This window comes from Sinomonas mesophila (assembly GCF_001999765.1).
Lineage (GTDB): Bacteria > Actinomycetota > Actinomycetes > Actinomycetales > Micrococcaceae > Sinomonas > Sinomonas mesophila.
In genome coordinates this window covers 113,893-132,567 of record NZ_MTIC01000003.1, presented here as the reverse complement: position 1 = coordinate 132,567, position 18,675 = coordinate 113,893, and the positions used below count along the sequence as shown (strand labels likewise).

The window sequence follows — 18,675 nt, the reverse complement described above, 5'->3', positions numbered from 1 at the left end:
TGCGCCGCTGCCGGGTGCTCGTGCGAGCCTATCAGCGGGCCGCGAGCTCGACGGCGCCGAAGATCGGGTCGCGGTCCAGGACCCGGACGTCCTCGACCCCCTGCTCCGCGAGCGAGGCCCGGAAACCGTCCTGGAGGCGCCGAACATGCATCCCGAGCCCGCTGCCGAGGATCACCGGTCCGTCGATCCCCAGCTGGCGGGCGACCTGCGCGGCCATCCGCGCGAGGTCGTGCGCGGCCTGGTCCACCATGAACCGGGCGCCGGCGTGGCCGGCCTCGGCGGCCTCGGTCACGACCCGCGAGCGCTGGGCCCAGTAGCGCCGGTCCGTCGCGTCGGAGTGGAAGTGCGCGATGAGCTCGTTGGGCTCGGCAAGGCCTGTGCTGTCGAGGAGGGCCTGCGTGAGCGCATCCGGCTCGAGGCCGAGGTTCATGCGGTGCAGGCTGTAGCGCACCGCCTCGCGGCCGAGCCAGTAGCCGCTGCCCTCGTCGCCGAGGAGGTAGCCCCAGCCGCCGGCCCGGGCCTCCTCGTCGCCGTTCGTTCCCCACGCGACCGAGCCCGTCCCGGCGATGACCGCGACCCCCGTCGCAGCCCTGCCCGCCGCGAGCAGGAGGCGCGAGTCGTGGACCACCGTGACCTGCGCGGCGGGGACGTGGGGTCGGATGAGGGCCGCAAGGGCCTCGGCGTCGGCGTCGGTGTCGATCCCGCCGGCACCGGCGAAGACCTGGTCGGCGTCGGCGGCGTCGAGCCTCGCGAACAGCTCGGCGAGGTTCGCCGCCGCCGTCTCCCGGCTCACGTTCTGCACGTTCGCGCTGCCGACCTCGAGGTCGGCGACGACCTCGCCGCCGACGACCTTGATGCCCCTGGTCTTGGTCCCGCCGATGTCCAGGCCGACGAGGGGACGCGCGCTGCCGGGGCCTGCTGGGGACGCCGGGGCGCCTGGGCTCTGAGTCACGCCACCTAGAGTACTGACCAGGGCCCCGGCGGGGCACGGCACACAGACGCCCGAGGAGGAACGGCATGGAGGGATGGGCAGGACCGGCAGGGGTCGTGGCGGCGCCCATGGCGGGCGGGCCGAGCAGGCCGGAGCTCGCCCACGCGGCGGGCCGGGCGGGGGGTCTCGGCTTCCTCGCGGGCGGCCTCAAGTCCCCCGCAGCGCTCGAGGGTGAGTTGGATGTGCTGGACGCGATGGGGGCGGCGGCCTACGGCGTGAACCTGTTCGTGCCGAGCACCGCGGAGGTGGACCGCGCGGCCGTACTGGCCTACCGCGAGCGCCTCGCCGGGGAGGCGCGCGCCGTGGGCGCCGCGTTGCCGGAGCCGCGCTGGGACGACGACGACGCGTACCCGGCGAAGCTCGCGCTCCTGACCGAGCGGGCCCCGGCCGCGGTCTCGTTCACGTTCGGGCTGCCGGCCGCGGACGCCGTCGCGGCGCTGCGCCGCGCGGGGACGCTCGTGCTCCAGACCGTCACCGGCCCGGACGAGGCCCGGGCGGCCGCCGAGCTCGGGGCCGACGCCGTCGTCGTCCAGCACCCCGACGCGGGCGGCCACAGCGGCGCGTTCCTCGACCTGCCCGCGTGGGAGGGCACTCTCGCCGACCTCGTCGCGGCGGTGCGCGCCGCCGTCGTCCTCCCGATCGTGGCGGCCGGCGGGATCGGCACCCCCGAGGACGCCGCCGCGGCCCGCGCCGCCGGCGCGGAGGCGGTGCAGCTCGGCACCGCGTTCCTGCGCACCCCGGAGGCGGGGACCAACCCCGTGCATCGGGCCGCCCTCGCCTCCGACGAGTTCGAGCGCACGGCCCCGACGCGCGCGTTCTCGGGCAAGTGGGCGCGCGGGCTCGAGAACGGCTTCATGCGCCGGTTCCCGGACGCCCCGGCAGCCTACCCCGTCATCCATCACCTCACGGCGCCGCTGCGTGCGGCGTCGGTCGCTGCCGGCGACCCCTCGCGCACGAACCTGTGGGCCGGGACGGCGTGGCGGGCCGCCCGCGACGAGCCGGCGGCGGAGACGGTGGCGCGCTTCGCGGGGTGAGCAGCCGGACGGGGACGCCCCGCAGGGCTCAGTGGCCAAACGCGTCCGGATCCGCCTGCTCGGGGCCGGATCCGTCGAGGGCGTCGATCGCCGCGATCTCGGCCTCCGTCAGGTCGAAGCCGAACACGTCGAGGTTCTGCGCGAGACGCCGCGGGTCGGAGGACTTGGGGATGGCCACGAGGCCCTGCTGGGTGTGCCACCGCAGCACGGCCTGGGCGGGCGTGACCCCATGCGCCTCGGCCGCGGCGACGACGGCGGGCGCCGCCAGGAGGTCTGTGCCCCGGCCGATCGGGGTGTACGCCTCCGTGACGATGCCGCGCTCACGGTGGGCGGCGCGGGGCCCGGCCTGGACCCAGTAGGGGCTCAGCTGGATCTGGTCGACGTCCGGCGCGACGCCGGTCGCGTCGATGATCCGGTCGAGGTGGGCCGGGGTGAAGTTGGAGACCCCGATCGAGCGCACCTTCCCCTCCTCGCGCAGCGTGATGAGGCCCTCCCAAGCCTGCACGTACGTGTCCTGGTCCGGGTTGGGCCAGTGGACGAGGAAGAGGTCGAGGTACTCGAGCCCGAGCCGGCGGACGCTGTTCTCCCACGCCGAGCGCACGCCGTCGACGCTGTGCCACCGACGGTTGAACTTCGTGGCGACGAAGGCCTCCTCGCGCGGGACGCCCGAGCGCCGGATGCCCTCGCCCACGCCGGCCTCGTTGCCGTAGTTCTCGGCCGTGTCGACGTGCCGGTAGCCGAGGCCGAAGGCGAGCGAGACGACGTCGGCGGCCCCGGCGTCGTCCAGCGGCCACGTGCCGAGGCCGATCTGCGGGATGGAGTTCCCTGAGGCGAGCGGGATGCGCGGTGCGGTAGCCATGGCCCCCACCCTAGGCGGGCGCCGCCCGCCGTGGGGAGGCCCGCGCCGTGTTCGGGCTGCGGCCCGGGAAGAGCGCGGCTAGCCACCGAAGGCGCCGGCGAGGGTGCCGGGGTCGAGGCCCAGGACATGCTCGCGGAACATCCTCACCTGCGGCGGCTCGCCGATCCCGCGCGGCCACACGAGGCCGATCTCCCGGGTCGCCCCCGGGTCCTCGAGCTCGAGCTCCACCCAGCCCAGGCGCGACCCGTGCGCGGCGGCGTGGCCCTCGCTGGACGGGGGCACGACGGCGACGCCCAGGCCCGCGGAGACGAGGCCCAGGAGCGTGCGGGTGTCCTGCCCCGAGAACGCGATGTCCGGGGAGAATCCGGCGTCGCGGCCGAGCCGGTCGAGGATGCTGCGCATCCCGAAGCCGCGCTCGAGGGCCACGAACGGCTCCCCCGCGGCCTCGGCCAGGCGCACCCGGCGCCGCCGCGCGAGCCGGTGCCCCGCGGGGACGGCGAGCCGCACGGGCTGGACGTGCAGCACGGCGCTCTCGAGGGACCGCGTCGGCTCGGGGCGGGGCGAGACGATCGAGAGGTCCACCCTTCCCTCCGCGAGCGCGTCGAGGCAGCTCTGCCGCGACCCCTGGAGGAGCTCGAAGCGCGCCTCCGGGTGCCTCGCGCGGAAACCGCTCACGAACACGGGCACTGCGGCCTCGCCGAAGGTCATCTGGAAGCTCAGCCGCACGATCCCGCGGGCCTGCTGGGCGCGCTCGTGCACGGCGTCGAGCCCCCGCTGCAGCTCGTCGAGGGCCGCGCGCACGGCGGGCAGGAGCTGCTCGGCGGCCGGCGTGAGCCGGATGCCGCGGCCCTCCTTGCGGACCAGCTCGGTGCCCACGACGGCGGCGGCCCGGCCGAGCGCGCGGCTCACGGTCGGCTGCGGGACCCCGAGCAGCTCGGCGGCCGCGGTGACGTGCCGGGTCTGCCCGACGGCGTCGAGGACCGGCAGGAGGGGCAGGAGCCGGGCGAGGTCCGAGTGCAGGGGCGCGGGGGCGTGGCTCTCGAGCACGGCGGCTCCTCTGTCGGCTCGGTTCGGCTCTATCCGGAGATTCATGCGTCTGCAGCATATTTTGTCACAGAAAACGCATTAGACGCATGGATTGAGGCGTCCCTACGCTGGAGCCCATGAACGCCGCCGCGCAGACAGCCCCCGCCCCGGTCGCGTGGGCCGGGCACGCGCAGGGCAGCCGCGGCTACCGCAGGCTCATCGCGGCCCTCGCCTGCGCCGGGGTGGCGACCTTCGCGCAGCTCTACTCGGCCCAGGCGATCCTCCCGCGGATCTCTGCGGGACTCGGCGTCGACCCGGCCCTCGCGGCCCTCACGGTCTCGCTCGCGACGATCGGGCTCGCCGCCGCCGTCCTGCCGTGGTCCTTCGCCGCGGACCGGATCGGGCGCGTGCGGGCAATGCGCATCGGGATGGTCACCGCGACGGCGCTCGGCCTGCTCGCGCCCCTCTCGCCGTCCTTCGAGGTGCTCCTGGCGCTGCGCCTCCTCGAGGGCGCCGGGCTCGGGGCTGTGCCCGCCGTCGCGATCGCCTACCTGAGCGAGGAGGTCGGACGGGCCCACGCCGCCGTGGCCGCAGGCACGTACGTGGCCGGCACGACCGTCGGCGGCCTGGCCGGCCGGCTGGTCGCCGGGCCGCTCGCTGACGCGGCGGGCTGGCGCGCCGGGATCCTCGCCGTGTCGGTCCTCGGCGCCGCGGCGGCCGCGGCGTTCATCGTCCTCGCCCCGCCCTCGCGCGGGTTCGTCCCGGCCCCTGCGGCGGGCGGGCTCCGCGCTGGCGCCGGGGACGTGGCCCGGCGGCTGGGCGCCCAGCTGCGCAGCGGGCGCCTCCTCGTGCTCTACGCGCAGGCCTTCATGCTCATGGGCGCCTTCGTCGCGGTCTACAACTACCTCGGCTTCCGGCTCGAGGCCCCGCCCTTCGGGCTGCCGACGGCGGTTGTGAGCCTCGTCTTCCTCGCCTACCTCTCCGGAACCTTCAGCTCGGGGCTGGCCGGTCGGGCCGCCGCGCGCTTCGGCCGCCGCCCCGTCGTCGTGGCCAGCACACTCGCGATGGCCGCGGGGGCGATCGTCATGGCGGCCGAGCCGCTCGCCGTCGTCCTCGCGGGCCTCGTCGTGTTCACGGCCGGGTTCTTCGCGGCGCACGGCATCGCCTCCGGCTGGACCGGCGCGCTCGCGACGACGGGCGGGGCGCAGGCGGCCTCGCTCTACAACCTCTTCTACTATGCGGGCTCCAGCCTGCTCGGCTGGGCGGGCGGCGTCGTGTTCCACGGTCTCGGCTGGGCGGGCCTCGCGGGCTGTGTCGCGGCGGCGGCGCTCACGACGGCGGCGGCCTCCGCCGCCGTGCACCGCGCGTGATGGCGCTCGCATATCATGGGGGTCGCGCCCGGAAGGCGCGTCAGCAGGAGGGAGCGCTCGTGAGCACGCCGAGCATGGGCCAGCCGCACATCCCGACGACCCACCGGCACGTGGGAGGCGAACCGCTCGACGACGTCGACCGGCGCATCCTGGCCGCCCTCGTCGAGGACGCACGCGTGACCAACAAGCAGCTCGCCGAGATGGTCGGCATCGCGCCCTCGACGGCGCTCATGCGCACGCGCGCCCTCTCGGAGCGCGGCATCATCACGGGCTTCGAGGCCAAGGTCGACCTGGCCGCCGTGGGCCGGTCGGTCCAGGCCCTCATCTCGGTGCGCCTGCGGGCCCATGACCGGGACCAGATCGACAGCTTCACCGCCCGCGTGCCGCACCTGCCCGGAGTCCTCGCGACCTTCCACACCTCCGGCGCCGTGGACTACATGCTCCACATCGCCGTCGGCAGTACCGAGGAGCTGCGCGACTGGGTCCTGGACAACCTCACGACCGACCCCGTGGTCGGCCACACGGAGACGACCCTCGTCTTCGAGCAGATCCCCGGCCGAGGCCCGCTCCCGGAGTAGGCCGGGATCCTGCGGCGCGGGGCCACCTCCCTTGAGGCGCAGCCGACCGGGCCGACCATAATGGGGCCGTGACGATCATCGACAACGCGGTCTACATTGACGGCCGCAGGGCAGCGCACCCCGAGAGCCTCGAGCAGACGTTCGAGACGCTGGCAGCCGCCGGGGGGAGCATGGCGTGGATCGGGCTGTACCGGCCGTCCCAGGACGAGATGGCCGCGGTGGCCCAGGAGTTCGGCCTCCACCCCCTCGCGGTCGAGGACGCCATCCACGCCCACCAACGGCCCAAGATGGAGCGCTACGACAAGACGCTGTTCGTCGTCCTCCGCCCGGCCCGCTACCTCGACGAGACGGAAACCGTCGAGTTTGGGGAGCTGCACGTCTTCACGGGCCCCAACTTCGTCGTGACCATCCGGCACGCCGAGACTGCCGGCGTCGGGCTCGTGCGCAAGCGCCTCGAGGCCGATCCCGGGCTCCTGCGCTGCGGGCCCGAGGCGGTGCTCTACGCGCTCCTGGACCGCGTCGTGGACGACTACCGGCCCGTCGTCAACGGCCTCGAGAACGATATCGACGAGATCGAGGACCAGCTCTTCGCGGGCGACCACACGGTCTCGCGGCGCATCTACGAGCTCGCGCGCGAGGTCATCCAGTTCCAGCGCGCCCTGCACCCGCTGCGGCCCGTCATCGAGGCCCTCGAGGGCGGCTTCGGCAAGTACGGCGTCGACGTCGAGCTCCAGCGGAGGCTGCGCGACGTCCACGACCACGTCGAGCAGCTCATCTCCCGCGCCGACTCGTTCCGCGACATCCTGCAGAACGCCCTGGTCCTCGACGGAACGCTCACGGCGAACCGGCAGAGCGAGTCGAGCGCTGCCCAGAACGAGCAGGTCAAGAGGATCTCGGCGTGGGCGGCCATCTTCTTCGCCCCGAGCCTCGTCGCCGCCGTGTATGGCATGAACTTCCGTCTCATGCCGGAGCTCGAGTGGACCGCCGGCTACCCGTTCGCGCTCGTGCTCATGCTGCTTTCGGGCCTCATCCTCTACCTCGTGTTCAAGGGCAAGCACTGGCTCTAGCCATCTTCGGACGACACCCCGGGATGGGTACACCTGGACAGCAGAAAGCCCCCGGTCCCGAGGGACCGGGGGCCTTCCCCATGCGCCGCGCATGCGCCACGGCACAGACGTGGAGCCTAGGGGATTTGAACCCCTGACCTCTTCGATGCGAACGAAGCGCTCTACCAACTGAGCTAAGACCCCGCGGTGCGGGATCTACGTTACTGGGCGAGGGGCCGGAATCCAAATCCGCCGGGCCTCACGCGCCCGGCACCGGCTGGTGCCGCTCCGCGAGCCACTGCTCGAACGTGATGGTGCCGCGGGCCGCCTCGGGCACGAGATTCCCGCCCTCGGCGAGGACCCGCCCGGAGCGGCCCGGGACCGGGATCTCGACGATCCGGGCCGTGGACCCCTCTGCATGCTTCCAGGCCTCGGCGAGCTCCGCCATGGCCCGGATCTCCGGCCCGCAGGCCGTGAGCGCCAGATGGCCGCCGGCGGGCTCCGCGGCCGCGTCCAGGAGGACCTTGGCCACGTCCCGGACGTCGATCGGCTGGAGGCGGGCGCCGCGCAGGCACGGGATGACTCCCAACCTCGCCCCAGCCCTGAAGACCTCGGCGACGAGGTCATGGAACTGGGCGCACCGCAGCACCGTCGTCGGCAGGGGGTGCTCCTCGTACACGCGCTCCTTGGCGAGCTTGGCACGGTAGAAGCCGATCGGGAACCGGTCGGCCGCGACGATCGAGAGGGACACGGCACGGTCCGTCCCCGACCCCCGGGCCGCGTCGAGCAGCCGACGGCCCGCGAGGGCATAGTCACGCCGTGCCCGCCCGCGGAGGCCCTCGAGAACGTCCACGAAGACCTCGACGCCCTCGAGCGCCGCGGCCAGGCCAGCGCCCGTCGCAGCGTCCCCGATGACGTATTCGACGCCGCCGGCCGCGTCCTCCGGCGCGGGAAGCCGGCGGCTCAGCGAGCGAACGTCCCAGCCGCGGGCGGTCGCCTCGCGCACAACGGCCCTGCCGGCGGTGCCGGTCCCACCGGCCACGAGGAGGAGACCCATGGGAGCGAGACTAGCCCCGGCGGGAGGCGCCGGCACGGCGCGGCCTCCGCGCGTCGCGAGAGGGGCCGCTCAGGCCCGACGGCGCTGGAGGACGGCGTCGAGGTTGCCGAGGGCGCCCGCGGGCCGGCCCGCGGGGCGCGGGGCGAGGGCCGGGACGCCGGGGGCGGTGCCGGGTTCCGGCGCGTCGGCTTTGGGCCTGATCGCCGTCTTGGCGGAGGGCTTGGGTTCCTCGGGCGCCTCGAGCGGCTCGGGCTCGGGGCGCTCGGCGCGGGCCGCCTCGAGGTAGGACGGTTTGGGGACCCCGACCGGCTCCCAGGTCTCCTCCGTCTGGCCGCTTGCCTTGGCGGCCTCCTCGGCGCTCGCCTGGGATGCCTTCGCCACCTCGAGCGCGGCCGCGCGGAGTTCCTCGCGGCTCAGCGGTCGAGGGGCAGGCTCGGGGGGGAAGCCGGCGTCGAACACCTCGCTCGGCGCAGGCTGGCGGGACGGCGCGGGAGGAGACGGGGCGCCGCGCATCGCCGCTCCGAAGGCGGCGTCCACGCGCCGGCGGCGATCCCTCACTGCCAGGGAACGGAGGACTGCGACGGCGGTCGCCGCAGCAGCGGCGCAGCCTGCGGGGACGACCGCCGGGCCGCCGAAGGCCACGAGGAGGAGCGTGACGGGACAGGCCACGAGGGCCACGAGCCCGAGGACCGCCACGGCGAGCCGGCCCCACCGGACCCTCAGGCTCCGCCCGCCGCTCCTGGACGGGGGAAGGGGCGCGCCGGCTCCGGGTGCTGCCGCGGACGACGGCGGGGCCGCCAGTCGCTCTGGCCGCGCCACCGGGAGCGGGGCCGCGGCGGGGGGTCCGGCCGCGGCGGGGGGTCCGGCCGCGGCGGGGGGTCCGGCCGCGGCGGGGGGTCCGGCCGCGGCGTCGGGCGCCCCGCCGTCGGACGCCTTTCCGTCGGGCTCCCCCGAACTCGCGTGGGGAGGCACGGCGCCGGAGGAGTCCTGCCCGGTGCCATCCATCAGCATGGACGCCTCACCTGCGGGCTGCGCGGCGCGACGGCGACGCAGGAGATAGGGAGCGACCCAGAGCAGCCACAGGAGCACAGCGGCGCCGAGCACCGTCGAGCTGCTGAGGGCGAAGTCCATAGTCAAAACCGTAGGAGGATCCCTGGGGCGGGTCGGGCATTGGCGCCGGTGTGTCGCGGAGAAGGTCCGACTCGGGGCCGTGCGGCCCCCGCGCCGTCAGCCGCGGGTCGCGAGCCAGCGTCCGAGCAGCCCTTCCTCGGGGACCTCCTCGGCGGTGAGCGCGAACGACTCATGGTCGGCCCAGGCCCCGTTGATGTGGAGGTAGCGGGGCCTGAGCCCCTCGTGCCTGAAGCCCAGCTTCTCCACGACGCGGAGGCTCGGGGCGTTCTCGGGGCGGATGTTGATCTCCATGCGGTGCAGCCCCAGTTCGCGGAAGCAGTAGTCCGTGGCGAGGGCGACGGCGGTCGGGGCGATGCCCTGCCCCGCACGCTCGCGGTCCACCCAGTAGCCGAGCGTCGCCATGAGCGCCGAGCCCCACATGATCGAGGAGACAGTGAGCTGCCCGACGATGGGCGCCTTGCGACGGCGCGGGTCGGCCAGGGTGATGACCCACGGCAGGGCCGTCCCTTCCCGCGCCTGATGCTTGAGAGAGCTGACCATCTGCCAGAAGGTCGGCAGCGTGGCGTCGGGGTGCGGGTTCGAGGCCTCCCATGGGCTGAGCCAGTCCCGGTTCCGGGCCCGGACGGCCATCCACTCTGACCTGTCGCGGTGGCGCAGCGGCCGGAGCGTGAGGTCGCCGGCGTGCAGAGTCACGGGCCAGAAGCCCGAAGCCCACATGCGAGGTTAGAGCTGGGCGGCCGGGGCCTCTGCCCCGTCCGCCACAAAGTCCTTGAGCCACGAGCGCAGGTCCCCGCCGAAGTCCTCGCGCCCGCATGCGAGCTGGACGACGGCCTTGAGGTACGAGAGCTTGTCGCCCGTGTCGTAGCGGCGCCCGCGGAACACGACGCCGTACACGCCGCCGCCCTCGCCATCGTGGCGGGCGAGGGCCTGAAGGGCGTCCGTCAGCTGGATCTCGCCGCCGCGGCCCGGCGCCGTCTGGTGCAGGACGCCGAAGACGGCCGGGTGCAGGACGTAGCGGCCGATGATGGCCAGATTCGACGGGGCGTCCGCGGGATCCGGCTTCTCGACGAGGCCATGGACCTGCACGAAGCCCTCGCCCTCCACGGCCGTGACGTCGGCGCAGCCGTAGGAGGAGATCTGCTCGGGGTCGACCTCCATGAGCGCCACGACGGAGCCGCCCGTCGCCTGCTGGACGCGGATCATCTCGCCCAGGAGGGGGTCTCGCTCGTCAATGAGGTCGTCGCCGAGGAGGACGGCGAAGGGCTCGTTGCCCACGTGGCGCTCGGCGCAGAGCACAGCATGGCCGAGGCCCTTGGGGTCGCCCTGGCGGACGTAGTGGATGTCTCCGAGGTTGCTGGACTCCTGGATGGCGGCGAGCTTCTTCGCGTCGCCCTTCTCCTCGAGCGTCGCCTCGAGGGACGGGACGCGGTCGAAGTGGTCCTCGAGAGCCCGCTTGTTGCGCCCCGTGATCATCAGGATGTCGTCGATGCCCACGCCGACGGCCTCCTCGACCACGTACTGGATCGCGGGCTTGTCCACGACCGGCAGCATCTCCTTGGGCATGGCCTTCGTCATCGGCAGGAATCGGGTGCCGAGCCCGGCGACGGGGATGACGGCTTTCCTGACTGCAGCGCTCGTAGACACCCTGCCACTCTATACGACGGCCCGCCGGCGCAGGGGGTTTCCTCCCGCGCAGCGCCGGGAGACGGCTAGAGTCGGCCCGTGGGAACCGCCGAACTCAAGTCAGCCCTCCGGGCCCGCATCTGGGCTGCCCGTCGCACCATGGACCAGCGCGAGCGCGAGTCCGCCGGGGAGCGGATCGCCGCCCACGGCAGGGCCTGGGCGCAGGCCAACGTCGCCGAGGGCGGGACCGTGACGGCGTACCTCGGCGTCGGCGCGGAGCCTCCGACGCTCGCGCTCCTCGAGTCGCTCCACGCGGAGGGCCTCCGCGTCCTCCTGCCGGTGTGCCTGCCCGGGAGCCAGCTCGGATGGGTCGAATGGCGGCCGGGGATCGCCTTCGTGCGCAGCCGCTACGCGCCCGTCCAGGAGCCGGAGGGTCCGGTCATCGGAGCGGTTGACGTCGCCTCGGGCGACGGAGCCGCGGGCCGCGCACCACTCGGCGCCATCGTGCTTCCGGCGACGGCGCTCGACGCGGCCGGGCGGCGACTCGGCCAGGGGGGCGGCTACTATGACCGCTTCCTCGCGCGGCTGGACACGCTCGGGGTGCGGGTTCCGACGGCTGCGGTGGTGTACGACGGCGAGCTGCTCGCCGAAGGCGGCGTTCCGGACGAGCCGCTGGACCGGCGGGTCGGGACCGCCCTGACGCCGGCGGGCGCCATCGCCCTCGGCAGCAACCGGGAATGAGGCGGGAATGCCACGGGGCTCCGGACTGTTAGAATTGGCACTCGGAGGCCATGACTGCTAGCGGCGCGGGCAACGGATGCCGCGCGCGGGCACGTCTTGAGGGTCCTCCGCCCGGTTGAGCTAGGAGTTACCGTGCCCACTTACGCCTACGCCTGCAAGGACTGCGACCACGCGTTCGAGACCGTCCAGTCCTTCAGCGACGAGTCCCTGACGGTCTGCCCCGAGTGCTCGGGCACCCTGCGCAAGAAGTTCAACAGCGTCGGGGTCGTCTTCAAGGGCGGCGGGTTCTACCGCACGGACTCGCGCAGTGGCGGGAGCAGCGTTCCGGCGACGTCCTCCTCCTCCTCGGCGTCGACTAAGGCTCCCGCGGCGGCCGGCGCGTCGGCCTAACGCACTCCCCCTCCACAGGCATCGCCACCAGCGCGTCGTCCACATAGGACGACGGCGGGACGCACTGTGGGCGGCTGCGGCCTAGCGTCGCCGTATGAGCCGACTCCGCCGCCCCGAGCCTCCCCTGCTTCCCGCGCCTCTGCATGCGGCACCGCGGCGCTCCCCGGCCGCCCGCACTCCGCGCGCACGGCCGGCGCCTGCGCGCCCGGCACCCCTGCTCTGGTCGGCCGCGCCCCGCAGCCCCTTCAGGAGGTTCCTCGAACGGCGCCGCCGGACCCTCGCTGCGGCCCTCGCGTGCATCGCAGTCGGCGTTGCCGTCTACCAGATCACCCCTCCGTCCGCCGCCATGGCCCCCGTGGCCGTCGCGGCCCGGGACCTGCCCGCCGGGGCCCAGCTTGCGGCCGCCGACCTGACCACCGCCCGCCTCCCTGCCGAGGCCGTACCGCGGGGCTCCTCCCCTCGCACGTCGGAGCTCGAAGGCCAGCGGATCGCCGGCGCGGTGCGCCGGGGGGAGATCATCACGGATGCCGCCCTCGTCGGCCCAGGCCTCCTAGCCGGGACGCCGTCTGGCACCGCAGCCGTTCCCGTTCGCGTCGCCGACGCCGCGTCGCTCCAGCTCCTGAGCCCCGGTCAGCTCATCGACCTCGTGCTGAGTCCCGACATCGGAGGACCTGCAGGCGAGGGATCGACCCTCGCCTCGCGAATCCCGGTCCTCTGGACGCCGGGGGCCTCGGGTGGAAGGCCAGCCGGGCAGTGGCTCGGGACACCGGAGGCGGAGGGGCTCCTCGTCGTCGCAGCATCGCCTGAGCAGGCTCAGCGGATCGCGGGTGCCTCGGCCCAGGGCAAGGTCTTCTTCGTCCTGGTCGAGGCGGGCCGCCGGTGAGCGTCGTGTCCTGGGAATCAGCCCCAGTGCGGGGGCCGCTGGTCCTTGATCCAGCGGTCTCGCTCCTCCTCGTCCGACGACGACGGCCTCGCCTCGTCTCGCCCGTCCAGCCCGGGGACCGGCTCCTCCGCGGCGTCCGCGGACTCCGGTCCGGTGCCCGGGACACTCACGCGGCGCGCGCCGCGCGGGCGGCGGAGACCGCTGTCGTGTGGCTCCGGCATGTTGTCCTCTTCCCCGTCCTGGCCCTCGTCGGCGCCGGCGTTCTCGGTCGAGCCGTACTCGTACGACCCCTCGGCATAGTGCTCTCCGGGTTCGGTGTATTCCTCCTCGCCGGGCTCCTGGTCTCCCGTGGAGGCGAGCGCCACGGCCGGACCGGCCGGCGCCTCCGCCACGTGGGCGGCTCCGAGAAGGGGACCCTGGAGGAAGCCGGCCGAACCGCCCTCGTCGGCGTGCGACTCCAGCCCGAGGTCTCGGGCGATCATGTCCGCGCACCCGCTCGGGTCGGTGAACACCTCGATGGTCCAGAGCGTCACGGACTTCCATCCGAGCCGCTCGAGCAGCTCGGGCCGCTGCCGGGTCCGTTCGCGCACGCTCAGGCGGCGGTACCGCTCGGTGCCGTCGGACTCGATCGCGACGGGGATGCTGGCCTCGTGCTCCTCGCGGCCCATGGTCAGAAGGGGGTCGATGGCCGCCGCCATGTCGACGGCGCCGTCGTAGTGGAGCCACACGCGGGCCCCGCGCGACGCGAGCCGGTCCCCCAAGTCAGTCACGAGGGGATCCGCGCCGAGAGCCTCGGCACTCTCGGCGGCCCGAGTGGCGCGGGTGCCGAGCTCGGTGTTGCCGCCGAGCTCGCGGTCCAGAAGCTCGTAGAAGTCGACGGCGCCCTCGCTGAGCCTCGCAACGTCCAGCTCCGAGGGCTGGAAGCAGGTGAGCACGTGCATGCTCCGACGTGCACGGCTCATGGCCAGCGCGAAGCGGCGCCGGCCGCCTGGCTCGCTCAGCGGACCGAAGTGGTGCATGGCACGGCCGTGTGGCGTGCGCCCGAAGCCGAGGGAGAAGATCACGTGGTCGCGGACGAGGCCACCGGCCCGATCCACGTGGACGACCCGGAAGGGCTCCTCGCCGCCGCTGAAGAAGCCCGCGAGGTCGGGATGATTGGCCATCTGCAGCCGGATGGCCTCGCCGACCCGGCCCGCGTGGTGGGCGCTCGCAGTGATGACAGCGAGCGACATCCTGGGCCGATGCTGCGCGTGGTCGAACACGAGGTCGACGACCCGGTTGACCTCGGCCGCGACGGACTCGACGCCGCCGTCATCGCCGCTCGGCAGGCCCGTCCCATCGGAGAGGTACTCGACGACGAAGGACCGGTCGAGGCCCGTGACGGAGTGCCCGTCGGGAAGCCGCCGCAGGGCGCCGCCGTAGAACCGCCGGCTCAGCTGCAGGCCGAGGTCCTCGTCCACGGCACGGTAGAGCGTCCTCAGGGCGACCGTTGGCAGGACTCGGGCGAGCGCCGTGGAGGCGCTCTCGACGGCGGCGACAGGCCGCTGGCCCGGTCGGACCTCCACGCCGACAGAGAAGGGCCGCGGGTTGGCCACCTGGGCATCGCCGAACGCCACGATCTGCTGCGCCCGGCCGATGGCGGGCAGGGCTGCCCGCAGCGGCATCGTGTCCGCGTCGAGGATCAGGACGGCGTCGAATCGGTGCTCGCGCGGGAGGGCCGCGGAGAGCGCGTAGGGGCTGCAGGTCCACACGGGAACGAGCGGCCTAATGAGCCGCGGAGCCTGCTTCTCGAGGGCGACGAGGCTGATGCGCCCGTCCTTCAGGAGCCCGCGGAGCGCGTCGGCCTCGCGCTGGTGGCGGGCGATCCCGTCGGCCCACTCGCGGGCGAGCTTCCAGCGCAGGCGTGCGCTGCCGCTCGCGATGTGGGCTCGGTCCGCGCGGCGGAAGTCGGCCTCCGCGTGGCGCAGCTGCTCGCCGTCGGACATGGCGAGGTAGTCGTCGCCGCTGATCATGGCCTCGAGCACCGACTGCCACCAGGCGAGCTCGAGCTCGGCGCCGACGACAGTGGCCGGAGTCTCCCGCCGGGCAAGGTCCTCGAGGAGGTCCCCCAGGCCACGCTCGCGCAGCTGGTCCGCCAGGAGGGTGCGCTCCGGGAGGGTTCGGAGGGCCGGCGTGTCCTCGGACAGCGCGGTGAGCCGGGCCGTGAGCTCCTCGATCGGGGCGTCCAGGAGCTGCCCGCCGGCGGGGGTCGGCCAGAGGTGTGCGCCCAGCCGCTCGAGGCCCTTCTCGAGGGCGCGGTATGCCTGCCGCAGGTCGGCGAGGCCGGACGGCACCGAGGGGTGCCGGGCGGAGGTCGCGTAGGCGGACCATTGCTCGCGCTGGTGCTGGACGAGCACGAGGGAGCTGTGCAGGTCGGCAAGGTGCACGCCCGGGCGCACGTACTCCTTGGCGACCCGGCGCAGCCGCGAGCGCTGCATCGCGGTGACCTCGATGCCGCGCTCGCGCCGCCACGCGGACGAGGCGGTGGCGGAGATGAGGTCATCCACGGGGCGGTCGAAGATGTCCGGCATGAACTTGTCGAGGCTCTCGCGCACGGCGACGAGCAGCTCGACTTGCCGGCCCCACCCGCCAACCGTGTTCTCGAGCCTGATCGCGGCGTAGTCCGCAATGGCCCGCATGCGCTCCTCGAGGGCGGGCAGTTCCTCTGCGAGGCGCGCGGCGAGTTCCCGCGCATCGTCCGTCTCGCGCCGCGTCAGGAGCCGGGCGCCATGCCACGGGCTCTCGGCGGTCTCGCTGCTGAAGCTCCCGAGCTCGGCGGCGCGCCGGAGCCTCTCGGTGAGCTCACCGCGGTCGCGGATGCTGTCGAGCACACTCCGCTTGAGCCGGACCGTCGTGGAGGGTGCCGGGTGCAGGGAGGTCAGTGCCGCGAGCGACTGCATGGCCTGGTACGGAGAGCAGCCCCAGCGCTCGCGCACGTTGTGGAGCGAGGCGACGTGGTCCGTGAGCTGATGCCGGCGTTCGCGCAGCACGCGGTGCAATCCCTCGAGCCTCGGCTCCTCGGCCTTCTCGCTGCGCACGATCGCCCGCACGAGCTGCTGGCGCAGCTGGGCCGGACCGGCGGCGGCCCCGAGCTCGAGGACGAGGGAGCCCAGCCCGAGGGCCTCGCACGTGCGGTGGAGCTCACCGAGGCTCGCGCGGCGCTCCGCGACGACGAGCACCGAGCGGCCCGCCTCCACGAGCGTGGCCAGGGCGTTCACCGCGGTCTGGGTCTGGCCTGTGCCCGGAGGCGCCTCGACGACGACGGAATCGCCAGCGCGGACGGCGTCGACCACGAGCTGCTGCTCGGGGTCGGCATCGAGGACGAGGAACTCGTCGGCGGGGTCACGGTCGTCCAGGGGCGGGAAGCGGTGCTCAGGCAGCGGGTCAGGGGCCGCGTGCACGGCTCCGGACGCCGCCGCGAGGGCGGAGAGGACGGGGTGGGCCGCCGTGATCGAAGGGTCCTCGAGGGACTCTTCGAGGTCGGCGAAGGTCGAGACGAAGAGCTTGGGCTCTACCTGGGCGCCGGGGATCCCGGCGACGAGCGTGCGGATCCGGTCGAGGACGGGCTGGGGGTCGAGGCGGGCGGTGCTGTAGGCCATGCGCTCGATCGCGACCTTGTCCAGGTCCATGCCGTGGACGGTGCGGAGGTGCCGGACGAGGGCGGGGTTGATGCGGGCCGGCTCGGTGAGCCGGAGCTCGAAGTCGTCCTGCTCTGCCCGGACGGTCAGGGCGACGGCGGCGAGCAGCACAGGCGCGCTCACGCGGCGGGGGCGCCCGCCGACCGCCGAGGTCCAGGTGACGAGTCCCGCGGCGAGGTGGCCGGCGTCGACCCCGCGCTCGTTCGCGAGCTCGTAGGACTTGGCGCGGAGGTTCCGCGCCGCGCGGGCGGCGACGGTGTACTCCTGGCGGTCGCGCAGGAGGGTCGAGAGGCGGGTTCGACGGCCGGCGAGGAGCTGGGCGAGGCCGGAGGCATGCCCGTGCGTGAGCTCGATCGTGCCCTCGGACCCGGGGACGAAGCCGAGCATCGTATCCGGTCCGGTGACGCCGGGCAACGACGACAGCCAGGCCTCGAGTCGGCTCTCGGCCTCGGCTGTGCTCGTCTCAGACACGTCTATGCTCTCCTCCGCGTCGGCGAGTGCGGCTGCTCGCCTGCCTGTGGACCATCTCGGCATAGCCTCGAGGTTAGCCTGCCACAGCTCGGACCCGGGCCGTGCAACGCTGCGGCAGTCGAAAATGAGGGACGGCCGGCACCCCCGCGGTGCGGGTGTGCCGGCCGTCCCGACGTCGTGGAGCCCCGCCGGCGCCGCCCTAGGGGAACCGCCGGCGCGGGGCTACTCCCATTCGATGGTTCCCGGCGGCTTGCTCGTGACGTCGAGCACGACGCGGTTGACACCCTCGACCTCGTTGGTGATGCGGTTGGAGATCCTGGCCAGCAGGTCGAACGGGAGGCGCGACCAGTCGGCCGTCATGGCGTCCTCGCTCGAGACCGGCCGCAGCACGATCGGGTGGCCGTAGGTGCGGCCGTCACCCTGGACGCCGACGCTGCGGACGTCGGCAAGGAGCACGACGGGCATCTGCCAGACCTCGTTGTCGAGGCCGGCGGCGGTCAGCTCGGCGCGGCCGATCGCGTCGGCCTTGCGCAGGAGATCGAGGCGCTCCGCCGTTACCTCGCCCACGATCCGGATCCCGAGGCCGGGGCCGGGGAACGGCTGGCGGTTGACGATCTCCTCGGGCAGGCCCAGCTGGCGCCCCACGGCGCGGACCTCGTCCTTGAACAGGGCACGCAGCGGCTCGACGAGTTCGAAGCGCAGGTCCTCGGGGAGGCCGCCCACGTTGTGGTGGCTCTTGATGTTGGCCGTTCCCTCGCCGCCGCCGGACTCGACGACGTCCGGGTAGAGCGTGCCCTGGACGAGGAACTTGATCTGCTCCCCCTCGGCGCGGGCCTTCTCGATGATCGCCCGCTCGGCCTCCTCGAATGCGCGGATGAACTCGCGCCCGATGATCTTCCGCTTCTGCTCGGGGTCCGTGACCCCCGCGAGGGCAGACAGGAAGCGCTCCTGCTCGTTGGCCACGTAGAGGTTGACCCCGGTCGCGGCGACGAAGTCGCGCTCGACCTGTTCGGCCTCACCCTCGCGGAGCAGGCCGTGGTCCACGAACACGCACGTGAGCTGGTCGCCGACGGCGCGCTGGACGAGCGCCGCGGCGACGGCGGAGTCGACGCCGCCGGACAGTCCGCAGATGACGCGGGCGTCGCCGATCTGCTCGCGGATGCGCGCGACCTGCTCCTCGACGATGTTGCCCGTGGTCCAGTTGGGCTCGAGGCCCGCCACGTCGAAGAGGAAGTTCTCGAGGACCTTCTGGCCGAACTGGGAGTGCCGGACCTCGGGGTGCCACTGGACGCCGCCGAGCGCCTTCTCCCGGTTGAGGAACGCGGCCACGGGGGCGCCGGCGGTGGTCGCGAGGACCTCGAAGCCCTCGGGGGCCTCGTGGACCGAGTCGCCATGGCTCATCCACGTGCTCTGCTCGGCGGGGATGCCCGCGAGCAGGGAGTGCGGCTGCCCGACGGCGGTGGTCAGCGTGGCGCCGTACTCGCGCAGGCCGGTCCGGGCCACGCGGCCGCCGAGGGCGTTGGCCATGGCCTGGAAGCCGTAGCATATCCCGAAGGCCGGGACGCCCGCCTCGAACAGGTCAGCGCCGACGGCCGGGGCGCCCTCAGCGTAGACGCTCGACGGGCCGCCGGAGAGGATGATGGCGGCAGGGTTCTTGGCCAGGATCTGCTCAGTGGTCAGGGTGTGCGGGACGATCTCCGAGTACACCTTGGCCTCGCGCACGCGCCGTGCGATGAGCTGCGCATACTGGGCACCGTAGTCCACCACCAGCACCGGCCTGTGGGCGGTCTGCACGCCC

At 73.8% G+C, this 18,675-nt stretch carries 16 protein-coding genes and 1 tRNA gene; 7 read left to right on the top strand and 10 right to left on the bottom strand.

Annotated elements, in window-relative coordinates; genetic code table 11:
* Nucleotides 1–31: 31 nt before the first annotated feature.
* Nucleotides 32–952, bottom strand: coding sequence for an N-acetylglucosamine kinase (locus BV907_RS11980; RefSeq protein ID WP_077489959.1), 921 nt, complete (start codon nucleotides 950–952; stop codon nucleotides 32–34).
* 65 nt (nucleotides 953–1,017) lie between these two features.
* Between BV907_RS11980 and BV907_RS11975 the strand changes: the two genes are divergently transcribed.
* Nucleotides 1,018–2,025 carry a nitronate monooxygenase gene (locus tag BV907_RS11975; protein ID WP_077489958.1) on the top strand — a complete coding sequence of 336 codons (1,008 nt, stop codon included), beginning with the start codon at nucleotides 1,018–1,020 and terminating at the stop codon, nucleotides 2,023–2,025.
* 28 nt (nucleotides 2,026–2,053) lie between these two features.
* On the opposite strand, the gene BV907_RS11970 is transcribed toward BV907_RS11975, so the two are convergent.
* Entirely contained in the window at nucleotides 2,054–2,884 is an 831-nt protein-coding gene (locus BV907_RS11970; RefSeq protein ID WP_077489957.1) for an aldo/keto reductase, read from the bottom strand.
* Between the two features lie 78 nt (nucleotides 2,885–2,962).
* A complete protein-coding gene (locus tag BV907_RS11965; RefSeq protein ID WP_245827942.1) occupies nucleotides 2,963–3,931 on the bottom strand; it encodes a LysR substrate-binding domain-containing protein in 969 nt (322 codons plus the stop codon).
* A gap of 116 nt (nucleotides 3,932–4,047) precedes the next feature.
* Here BV907_RS11965 and BV907_RS11960 point away from each other — a divergent pair, with 116 nt between their 5' ends.
* The 3 genes from BV907_RS11960 (at nucleotide 4,048) to corA (ending at nucleotide 6,925) form a co-directional block, all read left to right on the top strand.
* Nucleotides 4,048–5,280 carry an MFS transporter gene (locus tag BV907_RS11960; protein WP_077489955.1) on the top strand — a complete coding sequence of 411 codons (1,233 nt, stop codon included), beginning with the start codon at nucleotides 4,048–4,050 and terminating at the stop codon, nucleotides 5,278–5,280.
* Between the two features lie 74 nt (nucleotides 5,281–5,354).
* The gene (locus tag BV907_RS11955; protein ID WP_077489954.1) at nucleotides 5,355–5,858 is read left to right on the top strand and encodes an Lrp/AsnC family transcriptional regulator; all 504 of its coding nucleotides are present in this window, start codon (nucleotides 5,355–5,357) and stop codon (nucleotides 5,856–5,858) included.
* Nucleotides 5,859–5,926: 68 nt separating this feature from the next.
* Nucleotides 5,927–6,925 carry a magnesium/cobalt transporter CorA gene (corA, locus tag BV907_RS11950; RefSeq protein WP_077489953.1) on the top strand — a complete coding sequence of 333 codons (999 nt, stop codon included), beginning with the start codon at nucleotides 5,927–5,929 and terminating at the stop codon, nucleotides 6,923–6,925.
* A gap of 110 nt (nucleotides 6,926–7,035) precedes the next feature.
* Here corA and BV907_RS11945 read toward each other — a convergent pair.
* From BV907_RS11945 to galU, 5 genes are all read right to left on the bottom strand, one after another.
* Nucleotides 7,036–7,108, bottom strand: a tRNA-Ala gene (locus tag BV907_RS11945).
* A gap of 55 nt (nucleotides 7,109–7,163) precedes the next feature.
* Nucleotides 7,164–7,961, bottom strand: a complete 798-nt coding sequence (locus BV907_RS11940) for an SDR family oxidoreductase (RefSeq protein WP_077489952.1) — start codon at nucleotides 7,959–7,961, stop codon at nucleotides 7,164–7,166.
* 69 nt (nucleotides 7,962–8,030) lie between these two features.
* Nucleotides 8,031–9,092, bottom strand: coding sequence for a hypothetical protein (locus BV907_RS18880; protein ID WP_077489951.1), 1,062 nt, complete (start codon nucleotides 9,090–9,092; stop codon nucleotides 8,031–8,033).
* 96 nt (nucleotides 9,093–9,188) lie between these two features.
* On the bottom strand, nucleotides 9,189–9,809 hold the full coding sequence (locus BV907_RS11930; protein ID WP_077489950.1) for a GNAT family N-acetyltransferase: 621 nt from the start codon (nucleotides 9,807–9,809) through the stop codon (nucleotides 9,189–9,191).
* A 6-nt stretch (nucleotides 9,810–9,815) separates the two neighbouring features.
* The gene (gene galU, locus BV907_RS11925; RefSeq protein WP_077489949.1) at nucleotides 9,816–10,736 is read right to left on the bottom strand and encodes a UTP--glucose-1-phosphate uridylyltransferase GalU; all 921 of its coding nucleotides are present in this window, start codon (nucleotides 10,734–10,736) and stop codon (nucleotides 9,816–9,818) included.
* 78 nt (nucleotides 10,737–10,814) lie between these two features.
* Here galU and BV907_RS11920 point away from each other — a divergent pair, with 78 nt between their 5' ends.
* The 3 genes from BV907_RS11920 to cpaB all read left to right on the top strand — a co-directional run bounded on the left by BV907_RS11920 (nucleotide 10,815) and on the right by cpaB (nucleotide 12,729).
* Complete coding sequence (locus tag BV907_RS11920; RefSeq protein ID WP_245827941.1) at nucleotides 10,815–11,456, top strand: 5-formyltetrahydrofolate cyclo-ligase; 642 nt, start codon at nucleotides 10,815–10,817, stop codon at nucleotides 11,454–11,456.
* Nucleotides 11,457–11,588: 132 nt separating this feature from the next.
* Complete coding sequence (locus tag BV907_RS11915) at nucleotides 11,589–11,846, top strand: FmdB family zinc ribbon protein (RefSeq protein ID WP_077489948.1); 258 nt, start codon at nucleotides 11,589–11,591, stop codon at nucleotides 11,844–11,846.
* 94 nt (nucleotides 11,847–11,940) lie between these two features.
* Complete coding sequence (gene cpaB / locus BV907_RS11910; RefSeq protein ID WP_077489947.1) at nucleotides 11,941–12,729, top strand: Flp pilus assembly protein CpaB; 789 nt, start codon at nucleotides 11,941–11,943, stop codon at nucleotides 12,727–12,729.
* 17 nt (nucleotides 12,730–12,746) lie between these two features.
* Here cpaB and BV907_RS11905 read toward each other — a convergent pair whose 3' ends face one another.
* A complete protein-coding gene (locus tag BV907_RS11905; protein ID WP_077489946.1) occupies nucleotides 12,747–16,940 on the bottom strand; it encodes a DUF4011 domain-containing protein in 4,194 nt (1,397 codons plus the stop codon).
* A 159-nt stretch (nucleotides 16,941–17,099) separates the two neighbouring features.
* Complete coding sequence (gene guaA, locus BV907_RS11900; protein ID WP_425441639.1) at nucleotides 17,100–18,650, bottom strand: glutamine-hydrolyzing GMP synthase; 1,551 nt, start codon at nucleotides 18,648–18,650, stop codon at nucleotides 17,100–17,102.
* Nucleotides 18,651–18,675: the final 25 nt, after the last annotated feature.

What these genes read in the sequence shown, in the direction of transcription:
- BV907_RS11975 (WP_077489958.1), top strand. Translation starts at nt 1,018, where the DNA reads ATGGAGGGATGGGCAGGACCGGCAGGGGTCGTGGCGGCGCCCATGGCG.
- BV907_RS11970 (WP_077489957.1), bottom strand. Translation starts at nt 2,884, where the DNA reads ATGGCTACCGCACCGCGCATCCCGCTCGCCTCAGGGAACTCCATCCCG.
- BV907_RS11960 (WP_077489955.1), top strand. Translation starts at nt 4,048, where the DNA reads ATGAACGCCGCCGCGCAGACAGCCCCCGCCCCGGTCGCGTGGGCCGGG.
- BV907_RS11955 (WP_077489954.1), top strand. Translation starts at nt 5,355, where the DNA reads ATGGGCCAGCCGCACATCCCGACGACCCACCGGCACGTGGGAGGCGAA.
- BV907_RS11940 (WP_077489952.1), bottom strand. Translation starts at nt 7,961, where the DNA reads ATGGGTCTCCTCCTCGTGGCCGGTGGGACCGGCACCGCCGGCAGGGCC.
- BV907_RS18880 (WP_077489951.1), bottom strand. Translation starts at nt 9,092, where the DNA reads ATGGACTTCGCCCTCAGCAGCTCGACGGTGCTCGGCGCCGCTGTGCTC.
- BV907_RS11930 (WP_077489950.1), bottom strand. Translation starts at nt 9,809, where the DNA reads ATGTGGGCTTCGGGCTTCTGGCCCGTGACTCTGCACGCCGGCGACCTC.
- cpaB (WP_077489947.1), top strand. Translation starts at nt 11,941, where the DNA reads ATGAGCCGACTCCGCCGCCCCGAGCCTCCCCTGCTTCCCGCGCCTCTG.
- BV907_RS11905 (WP_077489946.1), bottom strand. Translation starts at nt 16,940, where the DNA reads ATGCCGAGATGGTCCACAGGCAGGCGAGCAGCCGCACTCGCCGACGCG.